The 12,628-nt window shown below is 58.6% G+C and carries 11 protein-coding genes and 2 pseudogenes; 5 read left to right on the forward strand and 8 right to left on the reverse strand.

The genetic code is table 11. The annotated features are described in order from the left end of the window. Positions 1–14: 14 nt before the first annotated feature. Both ydiJ and HWY45_RS35590 read left to right on the forward strand, forming a co-directional pair. Positions 15–3,071 carry a D-2-hydroxyglutarate dehydrogenase YdiJ gene (ydiJ, locus tag HWY45_RS35585; RefSeq protein WP_059886273.1) on the forward strand — a complete coding sequence of 1,019 codons (3,057 nt, stop codon included), beginning with the start codon at positions 15–17 and terminating at the stop codon, positions 3,069–3,071. 39 nt (positions 3,072–3,110) lie between these two features. Further along, a pseudogene (locus HWY45_RS35590) lies at positions 3,111–3,230 on the forward strand (LysR family transcriptional regulator); the annotation flags it as partial. Between the two features lie 5 nt (positions 3,231–3,235). Here HWY45_RS35590 and HWY45_RS35595 read toward each other — a convergent pair. Beyond that, positions 3,236–3,328 (reverse strand): annotated as a pseudogene (locus HWY45_RS35595) (transposase domain-containing protein); the annotation flags it as partial. 1 nt (position 3,329) lies between these two features. Here HWY45_RS35595 and HWY45_RS35600 point away from each other — a divergent pair. Then, a complete protein-coding gene (locus HWY45_RS35600; RefSeq protein WP_150999230.1) occupies positions 3,330–3,941 on the forward strand; it encodes an MFS transporter in 612 nt (203 codons plus the stop codon). 66 nt (positions 3,942–4,007) lie between these two features. On the opposite strand, the gene HWY45_RS35605 is transcribed toward HWY45_RS35600, so the two are convergent. The 5 genes from HWY45_RS35605 to HWY45_RS35625 form a co-directional block, all read right to left on the reverse strand. Further along, positions 4,008–4,532: a gamma carbonic anhydrase family protein gene (locus tag HWY45_RS35605; RefSeq protein ID WP_081069945.1), complete on the reverse strand. Its 525-nt coding sequence runs from the start codon at positions 4,530–4,532 to the stop codon at positions 4,008–4,010. 120 nt (positions 4,533–4,652) lie between these two features. Then, positions 4,653–5,021: a RidA family protein gene (locus HWY45_RS35610; RefSeq protein WP_059886271.1), complete on the reverse strand. Its 369-nt coding sequence runs from the start codon at positions 5,019–5,021 to the stop codon at positions 4,653–4,655. Positions 5,022–5,036: 15 nt separating this feature from the next. After that, positions 5,037–6,182: a porin gene (locus HWY45_RS35615; RefSeq protein WP_059886268.1), complete on the reverse strand. Its 1,146-nt coding sequence runs from the start codon at positions 6,180–6,182 to the stop codon at positions 5,037–5,039. Between the two features lie 76 nt (positions 6,183–6,258). Continuing rightward, a complete protein-coding gene (locus HWY45_RS35620) occupies positions 6,259–7,779 on the reverse strand; it encodes a class I adenylate-forming enzyme family protein (protein ID WP_081069944.1) in 1,521 nt (506 codons plus the stop codon). Between the two features lie 3 nt (positions 7,780–7,782). Beyond that, positions 7,783–8,808: an alcohol dehydrogenase catalytic domain-containing protein gene (locus HWY45_RS35625; protein WP_059886304.1), complete on the reverse strand. Its 1,026-nt coding sequence runs from the start codon at positions 8,806–8,808 to the stop codon at positions 7,783–7,785. A 155-nt stretch (positions 8,809–8,963) separates the two neighbouring features. On the opposite strand from HWY45_RS35625, the gene HWY45_RS35630 reads away from it, so the two are divergent. Both HWY45_RS35630 and HWY45_RS35635 read left to right on the forward strand, forming a co-directional pair. Further along, positions 8,964–9,719, forward strand: coding sequence for an enoyl-CoA hydratase/isomerase family protein (locus HWY45_RS35630; RefSeq protein ID WP_063895678.1), 756 nt, complete (start codon positions 8,964–8,966; stop codon positions 9,717–9,719). Between the two features lie 81 nt (positions 9,720–9,800). Then, a complete protein-coding gene (locus HWY45_RS35635) occupies positions 9,801–11,135 on the forward strand; it encodes an MFS transporter (RefSeq protein ID WP_059886266.1) in 1,335 nt (444 codons plus the stop codon). On the opposite strand, the gene HWY45_RS35640 is transcribed toward HWY45_RS35635, so the two are convergent. Continuing rightward, complete coding sequence (locus tag HWY45_RS35640; RefSeq protein ID WP_063895294.1) at positions 11,112–11,936, reverse strand: IclR family transcriptional regulator; 825 nt, start codon at positions 11,934–11,936, stop codon at positions 11,112–11,114. The genes HWY45_RS35635 and HWY45_RS35640 overlap by 24 nt on opposite strands. A 46-nt stretch (positions 11,937–11,982) precedes the next feature. Then, positions 11,983–12,252: a hypothetical protein gene (locus tag HWY45_RS35645; RefSeq protein ID WP_059886263.1), complete on the reverse strand. Its 270-nt coding sequence runs from the start codon at positions 12,250–12,252 to the stop codon at positions 11,983–11,985. Between the last annotated feature and the right edge of the window lie 376 nt (positions 12,253–12,628).

The raw sequence follows: 12,628 nt of genomic DNA on the forward strand, positions 1-12,628 counted from the left end.
GCCAAGGAGCATTCATGATCCCGCGACTTGATCGCTTGCCCCAAGCGGGCAGCCTCTACCAGGAATTCGCGACGGAGTTGCGGCTGCGCGGTTTCGAGGGGGAGGTGTGCGAGAGCCATTCCGACCGCACGGCCCTGGCCACTGACAATTCCATCTACCAGGTGCTGCCCGCGCTGGCGGTGTTCCCCAAGAACTCGCAAGACCTGATTCGGATCGTCCGTCTGGCTGTGAACGAACGCTTTCATGCGCTAAGGCTGTTTCCGCGCGGCGGCGGCACTGGCACCAATGGCCAGTCCCTGGGCGATGGCGTGGTGGTGGACGTGTCGCGCCACATGAATCGCATCCTCGAAATCAACGTTGAGGAGCGTTGGGCGCGGGTGCAGGCGGGCGTGGTCAAGGACCAGCTGGAGGCTGCGCTCAAGCCCTATGGCTTGTTCTTCGCACCCGAGTTGTCTACATCCAACCGCGCCACCATCGGCGGCATGGTCAACACCGATGCCAGCGGCCAGGGGTCGTGCGCCTACGGCAAGACGCGTGACCACGTGCTGGAATTGAGCACGGTGCTGGCCGACGGCACGCTGTGGACCTCGGCCCCGATTGGCGACGAAACGCTGGCGGGCCTGCAGGCCCGCACTGACCTGGTGGGCCGCGTGCACCGTACCGTCGATGAAATCCGGAAACACGACGCTGCGCTGATCGAGCGGCACTTCCCCAAGCTTAACCGCTGCCTGACCGGCTACGACCTGGCCCACATCCGCGACGCGCAGGGCCGCTTCAACCTCAACAGCATCCTGTGCGGCGCGGAAGGCAGCCTGGGCTTCGTCGCCGAAGCCAAGCTCAACTTGCTGCCCATTCCCAAGCACGCTGCGCTGGCGGTGGTGAGCTATGCCAGCTTCGACGCCGCCCTGCGCGACGCGCCCCGGCTGCTGAAGCTGCAGGCCACCTCCATCGAAGCCATTGATGCCGTAGTGCTGCGTCTGGCGCGCGATGACAACAGTTGGTCGGAGATCGCGCGCTTCTTCCCCGACGCCTCACTGCCGCTCGAGGGCGTGAACCTGGTGGAATTCACCGCTGACGACCCGGCGGCGCTCGACGCCGCGCTGGACAATGCGCTGGCCCTGTTGAACGGTGCGGACGCCGCCGCCGGCGTGCTGGGTCACAGCATCGCCCACGGTCATGCCGATGTGGAAAGCATCTGGGCCATGCGCAAGCGCTCGGTCGGTCTGTTGGGGCGACTGCGCGGCGAGCGCCGCCCGCTGCCTTTCGTCGAAGACACGGCCGTACCACCTGAAAACCTGGCCGACTACATCGCCGAGTTCCGCGCGCTGTTGGACGTCCAGGGGCTGGTCTATGGCATGTTCGGCCATGCCGACGCGGGCGTGCTGCACGTGCGCCCAGCGCTAGACATGAAAGACCCTGCGCAGGAAGGCCAGATCCGCGCCGTCACCGATGGAGTCGTGGCCTTGACGCGCAAGTACGGTGGCGTGCTGTGGGGCGAGCATGGCAAGGGGCTGCGCTCGGAATATGCACCGGCCTTTTGGGGTCCTTTGTATTCGCGCTTGCAGGACATCAAGGCGGCATTCGACCCACATAACCAGTTCAACCCCGGCAAGATCGCTGCGCCTGCCGGGCAGGCATTGACGCGGGTGGATGAAGCACCGACGCGTGGCCAGCGTGATCGCGTCATCCCCATTGCCGTACGTCACCACTTCGAGGACTCGCTGCACTGCAATGGCAATGGCGCCTGCTTCAACTTCGATGCCGACGACGCCATGTGCCCGTCGTGGAAGGCGACGCGCGACCGGCGCTTTTCGCCTAAGGGTCGTGCTGGGTTGCTGCGCGAATGGCTGTACCTCGTCAGCCAAGCGGGCCAAGCCGACCAGTTGAACGCCCAGGCCATCAACGGATGGCAGCGCATGGCGTCACTGCTCGCAAAGATCCGCAATACCCTGGCCAAGCGCAGCGGCGAATACGACTTCTCGCACGAGGTCAAGGCAGCAATGGATACCTGCCTGTCCTGCAAGTCCTGTGCGGGGCAATGCCCCATCAAGGTAGATGTTCCTGCTTTCCGGGCGAAGTTCCTGGCCCTGTACCACACCCGCTATCTGCGCCCCGTACGCGACTGGCTGCTGGCCTGCCTGGAGCCTGCCTTGCCCTGGATGGCCAAGGCGCCGCGCCTGATGAACTCGCTGATGGCCAGCGCGCCGTCACAGTGGCTGTTGCGCCGCGTCGGCCTGGTGCACATTCCCCGCCTGAGTGGCCTGGACTTGGCGGACGAGGCGCGCCGTGCCGGCTTCGCGATGGCTACACCGCAAAGTGTCGCCGCTGCCGCGAAGCAGGAACAGCGCCCCGTCGTGCTGGTGCAGGATGCTTTCACCAGCCACTTCGAGACAGGCCTCGTGCTAGACACCTTGCGGCTGCTGGAATCGCTCGGCTTTCAGCCCCTGCTGGCGCCTTACATGCCGAGCGGCAAGCCGCTGCACGTGCATGGCTTCCTGGACGGTTTTCGCCGCACGGCCCAAAGCAACGCCATCATGCTCGAGAGCCTGGCAGCCACGGGCGTGCCGCTGGTCGGTATCGATCCGGCGATGACGCTGGTCTACCGCACCGAATACCCGGAAGCATTGAGTGACGTCAAGCTGCCGCGCGTTTATCTGCTCCAGGAATGGCTGGCCGGAACGCTGGTGCCGCATGGCAACGCCATTGCCGACGACGCAGAACCCTATGTGCTGCTGCCTCATTGCACCGAGCGAACCAACGCGGCGGGCGCGATGGAGGACTGGAAACGTGTGTTCGCGGCACTGGGGGCTAGGTTGAATGTCCAGCCTTCCGGCTGTTGCGGCATGTCCGGCACCTACGGCCATGAAGCTCGAAATCGCACGACCTCCGAGTCGCTCTACGGGATGAGCTGGGCACCTGTGGTGGCGCAGCACAAATCAGGCGGCAGATTAATGGCGACGGGCTATTCCTGCCGTAGCCAGGTCAGAGCGATGGACTCGGTGACATTGCCTCACCCGGTGCAGGTTCTGCTAGCACTACACGGAGCTGCGAGCAAATCAGGCAAGGCGTGAGATGTCTTGATTCGATATGAAATCTTCGTGGGAATGGGTGTGGAACTTCGACACCTCCGTTGTTTCATGGCTGTTGCCGAGGAACTCCATTTCGCCCGTGCGGCCGAGCGATTGCACATTGACCAATCCCCTTTGCCCCGGACGATCAGGGAACTGGAGCATTGGAACAGCCAAGTGAGGTAGCGATACGGGTCGATGCCGTTGGCCTTGCAGGTTTCGACCAGTGAGTAGAGATTCGCGCTGGCGTGTGCGCCGGCGATGTTGACCTGGGCGCACATGGTTGATCGCAATGGGACAAAGATCGTCAATTTGCTGCTCACTTGTCTGCTCGGCGCGGGTGGGATGGTTATTGCGGCCTTGCTCAATGCATTCTGGCTGGCGCTGATCGGCATCACGATTGCGGTCATCGGCGTCACGACGGCGCGGGCTGTCTTCTGGCGCATCCCGGCGCGGTTCCTGTCCGGCGCTGCGGCTGCCGGTGTGCTGGCCTTTATCAACTCCGTTGGCACCTTTGGCGGATTTGCTGGACCGTTCCTCGTTGGTTGGCTGAAAGATCGGACGGGGTCGTTCGCGATGGGCATGCTGGGCATGGCTGCCGGTATCGACGGTCCTGACGGCTGTTCTGAGGTTCGTGGTGAAGGACGAATAAGCGCGCGTTGCTCACATCAATGCGCAAGCAGCCTCATCAGGCATAGCCGATTGCAACACAGCTCGGCTTGCTTCAGTACCGCCACAATCTGTTCGATCGAAAAGCGTTTCCGCTTCATGACAAACCACCTCCTGGTTCAGGGTGAAGCTTGCCGCAAAACTCGCTCTAGATCTGGTCCAGGAAACCCAAGCGGATCAATCGACGCCAGACTCATTACTTGATTGGCGTAGAATTCCGCAGCAGGTCACCCATCGTACCGGCTGTAAAGCATCAGGGCGTGACAGGACCTAATCAACCTCCTGGAGACCTGCCTTATATCTTCCGGCGAGTTCCACATACGTGCTCGCATTGTCACTGAGAGATGCTACTTGCGCCTCCGAGAGTTCTTTTACAACCTTTGCTGGCACGCCAAGAATTAAAGAATTATCTGGAAAAACCTTATTTTCGGTCACAATGGCGCCTGCGCCCACGAGGCAGTTTCGACCGATGACCGCGCCATTCAATACAACCGCTTGGATGCCTATCAACGTCCCGTCTTCAATCGTACAACCGTGCAGCATGGCAAGATGACCGATGGTTACTCCGGCGCCAATCTTCAGTGGGTATCCAGGGTCGACATGCAAGACGGCACCTTCTTGGATATTTGAATTTTCGCCTATCGAGATTGAGGCTTTATCCCCTCGGACAGACGCGCCGAACCAAATACTCGCTCCCTTGGAGATAGAAACGTCGCCAATCACATCGGCGGATTTTGCCACATAAGCGGACTCATCAATGTGCGGGCTGACGTTGTCGAGTTTATAAACAGTCATGTTTTTCCCTCTGCGGCTTATCCAAAGTGAATCAATCTGTCAATCAATCGAGTCTTAACCGAGACGCTGACGTGTGCACGTCTTGGCTGTCTTGATGACATGGCTTCGCGACTGCGATGGTCATGAAGCCTTGTATGCGACGCAGTCGACCTCGACCTTGCTGTCGACGACCATGCTCGACACAACGCAAGCTCGGGCGGGTTTGTGCTCTCCAAAAAACTGCCTGAAAACCGCATTGAACGCGTTGAAGTCTCTGGCGTCGGCAAGCCAAACGCCGCACCGGACGACGTGTTCCTTTGAATATCCGGCAGCCTCAAGAATCTCGGAAAGTTGCTCGAGCGACTTGCGGGCTTGCGATGCAATGGGACCGTTTTGAAATTCACCATCCTGCATTGCGCATTGCCCAGACACATAAAGCCATCCATCGACTTGAACTGCGTCTGCGAACGTCGCACGGTCACCAACTTTTGGATTCACATATCGCTTCATGTAATTTCCGGCTTGTCAGAAGTTGTGGTGAATGCCGATGCGGACGGCCAGCTGATTTGCATTACTCGATGCTGTCAGCAGGTCGATACCTGCCACGGCAGGTCGATTGAGAGAGTTGGTACCTATGGCGTGAACCCAGGACGTCATCGCGTAGAGGAATGTGCGCTTGGAAAGTGAATAGGTCGAACCAATTGTCGACTGCGTGTACTTCGCATCTTCGGCATGCGTATATGAAAACCCGGCGCCGATAAGAAGCTCTGGCGTGAACCGATAGGTATAGTTGAGTTCTGCCGAGTTGATGCTCGGACTGATGCCTCCGATTGGCGTGGAGCTCGTTTTTAGAACATGGTTGAAGCGGGTGGTCGTGTAGTTTGCTGCGACCACCGATGAACCGAATTTGTAGCGAAGGCCCGCTCCATAGACCTCGAGACTCCGGGCAGATAGGTATCCAGAGAACATCGGGTTGCTGGAGGGATTCGCGAACGTCTGTCCTGCGACGGCGCTGCTGCTTGCATCGAATTGCGACACGGCGGGCTCGTTTGCACGGCGATACACAACGGTCGCGCCAAATGAACCACGGTCGTAACTAGCGGCGATGCCCCATACCTGGTTGCGAGCCATCGACCCGGCAATACCGCCGAAGGAATAGATCCCTTCCAATGTCACGCCTTGCCACGTCGGGGAGACGTACTTGATGGCGTTGTTAAAGAAGTAGTCACCGAAAATATTGTCTACATCGCCGGCGCGAGCACCCAACGATCCCGCCATCAGAATTCCTGTTTCATACGCTCCCAGCACATCGAAGACGATGTCGCTCTGACGGCCGAGTGTGACCGTCCCAAAGTCTCCAGTCAGGCCCACCCACGACTGACGCCCGAACAAGCGCCCGTTCTGGAGTGATTTTCCACTTTGAATATCAAAGCCATTCTCAAGACCGAATATCGCTTTCAGGCCTCCGCCAAGATTTTCAGTGCCACGAAACCCGAATCGACTGCTTCCCCGACTTCCGCTCCACGTCTGGACTCGAGAGGCGCCGCCCTGGTTGTTCGTATAAGTCAGTCCAGCGTCGGCCATGCCGTAAAGCGTGACTGAGCTTTGACCATGTGCTTCTAAGCACAATGGTAGGATGCCTAAACAAATGAGAGTTTTTGTGGTGGTCATGACTTGTATTCTCTTCTGGAAGAAAGAAATGACGACGTTGCCTTACGAAGCCCGGCGCGAAAACGTCGGACTTCGCTCACACCTGGTCAAACTGTTGCTTCACCTTTGCGCGCTGTATTTTTCCGTAATGCGAGCGCGGGACGGATTCGACGATAAGTATCCGGCGAGGTCTTTTGTGCGCGGATAGTCGCTGACGGCAATATTCGGTCAAAATCTCGGCAGACAGCGTTGCACCCAGCTTCGCGACGACCGCTGCGGCCACCATCTCACCCCATTCGACATCGGCGATTCCTACGACGGCAGCGTCTGCCACGGCGGGGTGTTCACACAGCACTGCCTCCACTTCACCAGGCTGTACCGATTTCCCGCCGGAGCGGATGATTTCTTTTGCCCGCCCGGTTAGATAAAGTCGCCCGGCTTCGTCGAGTTGACCCACATCGCCAGTATGGAATCGTCCACCAAACAGTACATCTGAGGTCGCTTGGGGTCTATTCCAATAGCATGCCATGAGATGTCCGCCCTCAATGACAACCTCACCAGATTTCCCGGTAGCACATGGCAGCCCGTCCGGAGACAGAATGCTTATCCTGCTGTTTCGCGTGGGCACACCGACGAGACCATGGGTGAGCAAATCGTCACGAGTAACAAGGCTGAGCGCAGCACGGTTGCGGTAGCAGCTCCATGGTGCCTCAGTGAGACCGTAGAGCATGGCCAGCGTATTTCCAAAAATCTCCTTAGCTCGACTGAGTACATCAAACGAGAGCGCGGCGGCCCCAATGTCAATACGCTGAAGAGAAGCTAGCCGTTCGTCACCCGGCTTCAGTTCGCGAGTAAGCCGTACGAGATGGGTCGGCACAAGCGAGGTGCACTGCGCGCCATGACGCGCTACTTGGTCGGCAAACGTTTCCGATGAGAAGTGGCCCCCGAGAATGACAGTGCCGCCTTGTGATAAGTGCGCGAGTAGACCGATGGCTGCGATTGGCCACAGCGGACGCACATTCAGCATCAGGCGGGCTGCGTCCGAACCATCCGCTATCCAGGCCTGAACAACGTTTTCTTTTGCCGCATTCAGAGAAGCGTGGGTATGTATCACCGCTTTCGGCTTTCCGGTAGTCCCTCCGGTGTAATTTAGAGCGGCGATTCCTTTCCCATCATCCGACTGCGGCACTTCTTGCGGCGCAGTGAGATTGCCTAAGTCATCAAGCAGGGCGAGTGCGAGTCGCGTGCCGCCGATAAGTCTTTGGACCTCCTCTGCACGTTGAGCGTGAGCACTGGCAAATAGCAGCACGCCCGCACCTGCGTCGGAAATTTGCGCTGCCAATTCCTCGCTGGTCAAGCTCGGATCCAGCGAGACCCGTACCAGTCCGGCGTTCATGGCACCATACTCGGCGTACAGATAATGGGCAGAGCCGTCACCGAGCAGCGCTACGCGGCCTCCCTCCGAGAGTTTGGCATTCTTACAGATGAGCGCGCCGGTTGCTGCAATTGCGTCCGCGAACTGACGGAAGCTGACCTGTTCGACCGACTCGTCGACGATGAGCGCGGGTCTGGAGGGAAATCGTCGAGCGACTTCCTCAATGCAATGGGTTACATTCACGCGTCACCATCCTTGCATAACCACGCGGCCTTCCACTGCCCGCGTATCCAGCATCTCGTGAGCACTGGCGATTTCGGAGAAGGGAAGGACCTTCGAAATAACGGGCTTGACCTGACCATTGGCTAACATCGCGATGGACTTCCGCAAGTCTTCCATCGTTCCCATGCCAGAACCGGCCACGGTGATGCGTCGGCCAATAAGCAGACCAGGCGGAATCGGTACCGGTTGAGCGCCGATGTTCCCAAGGACGACTGCGGTGCCGCCATACGTCACACAGCGAATGGTCTCCGGCAGAGATGGGCCAACGTTCTCGACAGCGATGTCGACGCCTCGTTTACCTGTCAGCTTCCATACGGCCGCGCCAAATTCGCCATTCGATGCGACAACGACATCGTGTGCGCCGAGCGATTTGAGGAAGGCAACCTTGCGTTCGCTCGTCGTGACAGCAATAGCGCGGCCGCCGAGAGCCTTGACAATCTGAATCTGATGGGCACCGAGTCCGCCGCTTGCGCCAGTAATGAGAACGGTGTCTCCGGGTTGCATACCCGCGACGCTCGTCAGGGCGCGAAGGCTGGTGGCAATCGGGCAGGACGCGAGCGCCGCACTCACGAAGTCGAGTCCATCGGGAATTGGAATGATGGCGCTCGATGAGACCGCTACATATTCCGCAGTACCTCCTTCGGCATCCACTGATGGGAGGCTGGCGGCGCGGCACATATCTTGGCGACCGCGAAGGCAATCCCGGCACTCGCCACAGAAGGCGCGTTGATAAATCACCGCACGCGTGCCAATCGCGTGAGGACTCCCGCCTTCTCCGTGTGCGACCACCTCGCCGGCCGTCTCGTGACCGAGCACGACCCCGACCTTGGCGCCCGGAAGCTTGCCGGCGCGATGCATGACGTCGTGGTGGCAAACACCCGCTGCATGAACCTTGACCAACACCTCTCCGCGCTTCAGAACTGGGGGCGGAATCTCGCGCAGTTTCAGCACTTCGGGGCCGCCAAACGCTTCCAAAATAATTGCTTTCATCGTTGTCCTCATAATTTTGATGTGTTCATAATACACACACGATGTGCACAATACAAACATCGAAAAAAATAGTTGAGGTTCGACAGTCACTTCGCGACATCGCGACGCAACGTTCGCCTCGGCTGGAGCCCGTCAATTTCTCAATAGAGGACAGCATGCAGATTGATTTCGAACCCGCAGCCGATGGCGTCTATGTTGTGACCCTGAATCGCCCCGAGCGCATGAACGCACTTGGAAGCATCGGAAAGCGACGCTTGGCACAAATCTGGCAAGAGGCTGAGAACAACGCCGCCGTTCGCGCCATCGTGGTGCACGGAGCTGGACCGCGTGCCTTCTGCGCCGGGTCCGACATAAAAGAGATTCAGGAAAGCGGGGAGATGGTGACCACGCAGGTACTCGCAGACGCGATTCCATCGATTGGTGTTCGGCTGACGAAACCCGTTATCGCTGCGCTTCACGGGTACACCATCGGCATGGGGCTGACGTTGGCCATTCACTGCGACGTGCGGATTGCGGCGCCTAACAGTACTTTAGGCTTCCCCGAAGTCCAACACGGCATGCTTTCGGGGATCAGTGCAGTCAACCTTCCCGCGATAATCGGGGAAGCAGCAGCGCTTGACCTGATGCTATCAGCGCGTCTTATCGATGCGCAGGAAGCGCTCACGCTCGGTCTGGTTCATCAGATTCATGACGACCCGTATAGCGTTGCGCTCGAGCTCGCGAAGAGAATGGCCGGGCACTCCACGGCAGCGATGCGACTCACGAAGGAACTCGTCCTTTGCGAACGCGCTCGTCGCGTCGAGGCCCACTTTGCGCTCGTTGATTCCGCGAGGAAGCGCGTGACCGACTCCGAGGAATACGGTGACATCGTCGCGCACAAGCCGGGCGCTGGGCGCGTACGCGAATCCTGAGTCGAAATATTCTGGTTGCGGACGTGTGCGCCGCGATCTTCCCGACATTGTTGTCTGAAGCGTCTGCAGAGGGGTGGGGAAATGTCAGAACAAGTGTTGGCACAGAGCGGGTCGGCCACCTATCGACCGACTATCGATAGGGCGCTGTTCCGCAAGATGACTTGGCGAATCATGCCGTGGTTGTTTCTCGGCTGGGTGATGAACTGGATTGACCGTATCAACATCGGCTTCGCTCATCTCGGATTCAAAGACGAGTTTGCCATCTCGGAGGCGCAGTTCGGGGTGATGGTTGGCGTGTACGCCATCGGGTATCTGCTACTTGAGGTACCGAGCAACATGCTCATGGAGCGGATTGGTGCGCGTAAGACCATGTCACGCATCATGCTTCTCTGGGGGCTGATAACCGTAGCGACCGGTTTCGCGCAAAATGCGACGCAGCTCATCTGGATGCGGGCACTGCTCGGCGCGGCCGAGGCCGGATTCTTCCCTGGCGTCATTCTCTATTTGAGCTACTGGTTTCCGGCGGCTTATCGGGCTCGCGTGACTGCCCGATTCATTCTGGCGAATGCCGTATCGGGAATGCTTGGCGGCCCCATCGCAGGCTGGATACTCTCGCACATGGGCAATGTAGGGGGATTGCGCGCATGGCAATGGCTTTTCATTCTCGAAGGTTTGCCGCCGATGGTCCTCGCCGTCATGCTCTTTTTTATGTTGAGTGACCGTCCATCAGAGGCAAAGTGGTTGACTGACTATGAGAAGGCTTCAATCAATGCCGCGCTCGAGGCCGATCGGCGAATCCAGCAGAACATTCGGCACGCTGGCTTCTGGGGCGCGCTGAAAGACAAGCGGGTGTACCTTCTGGCAATTGCGTTCTGCCTCGCAATCATGGTTGCAGGAAATGTTGTCAACGTCTGGGCGCCGACGATTCTTCGCGGTGCCGGGGTGACGAACATAGGCAATCTCGGTTGGCTTTCGGCACTGCCGTACTTGGTTGGCGTGTTTTTTATGTTCTTCGTGACCCGGTTGTCAGATGCCCGGCGCGAGCGACGCTGGCACTTTGCTTTGCCCGTTCTCATTTCAGCATTCGGCATTGCGATGCTCCCGCAGGCCGCGAATGACGCTACTTTGGCGGTCCTGGTACTGGTCGTAAGCACCGCTGGGTATCTCGGCGCTACGGCGATGTACTGGACTATTCCGACTTTCTATTTGTCTGAGTCAGCGCGAGCCGGCGGCATCGCGTTTATCAACACGCTTGGTCAGCTGGGCGCCCTTGGCACGCCTGTTTTTATCGGATGGATTAGGACTCACTCTGGCAGCATGAGCACCGGTCTCTATATCGTGGCTGGTCTCGTCGCGTTGGGTGCGTTGACCATCATCGCGACCCTGCCAGCATCAATGACGCGAGACGGCGCGTGAGCTTGAGCTAATGTTGCCCAGGCTTGCCGAGACATTCTGACAGACCCGCCGCAGGTGCTGAGCGAGGTCCGAGTTGACTTTGGTGTGGGCCGTCAGGTCGAGGCCCGCAATTACCATTGCCGCACAGGCGGTGCCGTCCGGTCCAATGATGGGATATGCCAGCGACGATAGCCCAGGTTTGAAATCATCGTGTCCCGCGGAAAAGCCGTCCTGCTTTCGGGATCGCACCAACAGGCTTTCGATTGCGGCGTAGCGCTCCTTGCCAATACGTTCGATGCATTCTTCTCTTGAAAACGTTGACAGGATGGATTTGCCGCTCGCGCTCAGGTCAATCGGAAAATGGTCGCCGATATCCGTGATGACGTTTATCGGGGTTGCCGGCGTCCATAGGCGCTCAATTATGACGACCTCGTCACGCGCCGGAATGGAGATGGATAACACGGCTGCATAGTTTCGCAGCACTTTCTCCTGCAACTCTACCGCGAAAGGCAAGGCTATGCGCCGAACCTTCGCCCGATTCAAATGACCGGTAGCGAGCAACGCGCATTCGGCGCCGACGAAGTATACACCGGACTCCCCCGCAGCCATTCCCCAGTGCATCAGGGTCTTGAGCAGGCGATGGGTTGTGGTTCGGTCGATACCAGTATTTCGCGCCAGTTCGAGGGCGCTTTGCCCGTTGGGATGCTTTGCCAGCTCGCGCAGGATGATGAACGCGCGGTCGATAGCCTGAACTCGACCGGTCGGCTCACCCGCATCAGAGGGTAGGGGTTTCGGAATCTTTGACACAGGTCGAACAGGCATGATTGTGTTTGGAAATCGAGGGCATCAAACCGATAGCTTACAGACTTTATGTTGATGGAAGGCCGTGGCGCCGGCCAAAAACAAAAAATTCGTCAATTGAGGTCTTCGCACGCATCATAGCCGGCCCACAATTCCTCATCACTGAGAGCACTTTGAGAGCGACCATCGACTTCGCGGACGAGTAGGTCAGCGCGCGGCGCAGAAACGCTTCGGCAAACAGGATTACGTCGAGGATGTGATCCTCCTTGCTTGCGTCGACCGACGCTGGCGCGGAACCACCGGGTAATGACCCCTCCATGTCAAGCGGCTTTGACATGATTGTATCTCTCGTCTGAAAACGGGTGTCTGGATGGCTTAAGTCGCAACGGTGCCGGAATGAGGGGGCCTAGTTCAGGGCGCAGGCATTGTGTTCTTTCGGCCAAGCGTTACTCTCTACAGTATGAGTAGGCGGGGCTATGGACTCTGACGACACTGATCGGCCACGCACGAATAGCCTCCATCTAGCACCAATAGGTTCCATTGCCATGTACGTGGTTTGCGATGGGAGGCTATGGATCCGTCTGGCTTGAGCCTATCCGAATGTTTGTGTGTGAGGCATAAACTGATGGCCAAGGAGCCACGTTATGCCACGCAAACGCAAGGAAGAAGTGACGATTGAACCGGGCAAGGGCTTGAACCTGGACCCGGAACTG

This window comes from Burkholderia stagnalis (assembly GCF_902830275.1).
GTDB lineage: Bacteria > Pseudomonadota > Gammaproteobacteria > Burkholderiales > Burkholderiaceae > Burkholderia > Burkholderia stagnalis.

Coding starts and splice junctions, on each gene's coding strand:
- ydiJ (WP_059886273.1), top strand. CDS start 15: ATGATCCCGCGACTTGATCGCTTGCCCCAAGCGGGCAGCCTCTACCAG.
- HWY45_RS35600 (WP_150999230.1), top strand. CDS start 3,330: ATGTTGACCTGGGCGCACATGGTTGATCGCAATGGGACAAAGATCGTC.
- HWY45_RS35605 (WP_081069945.1), bottom strand. CDS start 4,532: ATGACTGTTTATAAACTCGACAACGTCAGCCCGCACATTGATGAGTCC.
- HWY45_RS35610 (WP_059886271.1), bottom strand. CDS start 5,021: ATGAAGCGATATGTGAATCCAAAAGTTGGTGACCGTGCGACGTTCGCA.
- HWY45_RS35615 (WP_059886268.1), bottom strand. CDS start 6,182: ATGACCACCACAAAAACTCTCATTTGTTTAGGCATCCTACCATTGTGC.
- HWY45_RS35625 (WP_059886304.1), bottom strand. CDS start 8,808: ATGAAAGCAATTATTTTGGAAGCGTTTGGCGGCCCCGAAGTGCTGAAA.
- HWY45_RS35630 (WP_063895678.1), top strand. CDS start 8,964: ATGCAGATTGATTTCGAACCCGCAGCCGATGGCGTCTATGTTGTGACC.
- HWY45_RS35635 (WP_059886266.1), top strand. CDS start 9,801: ATGTCAGAACAAGTGTTGGCACAGAGCGGGTCGGCCACCTATCGACCG.
- HWY45_RS35640 (WP_063895294.1), bottom strand. CDS start 11,936: ATGCCTGTTCGACCTGTGTCAAAGATTCCGAAACCCCTACCCTCTGAT.
- HWY45_RS35645 (WP_059886263.1), bottom strand. CDS start 12,252: ATGTCAAAGCCGCTTGACATGGAGGGGTCATTACCCGGTGGTTCCGCG.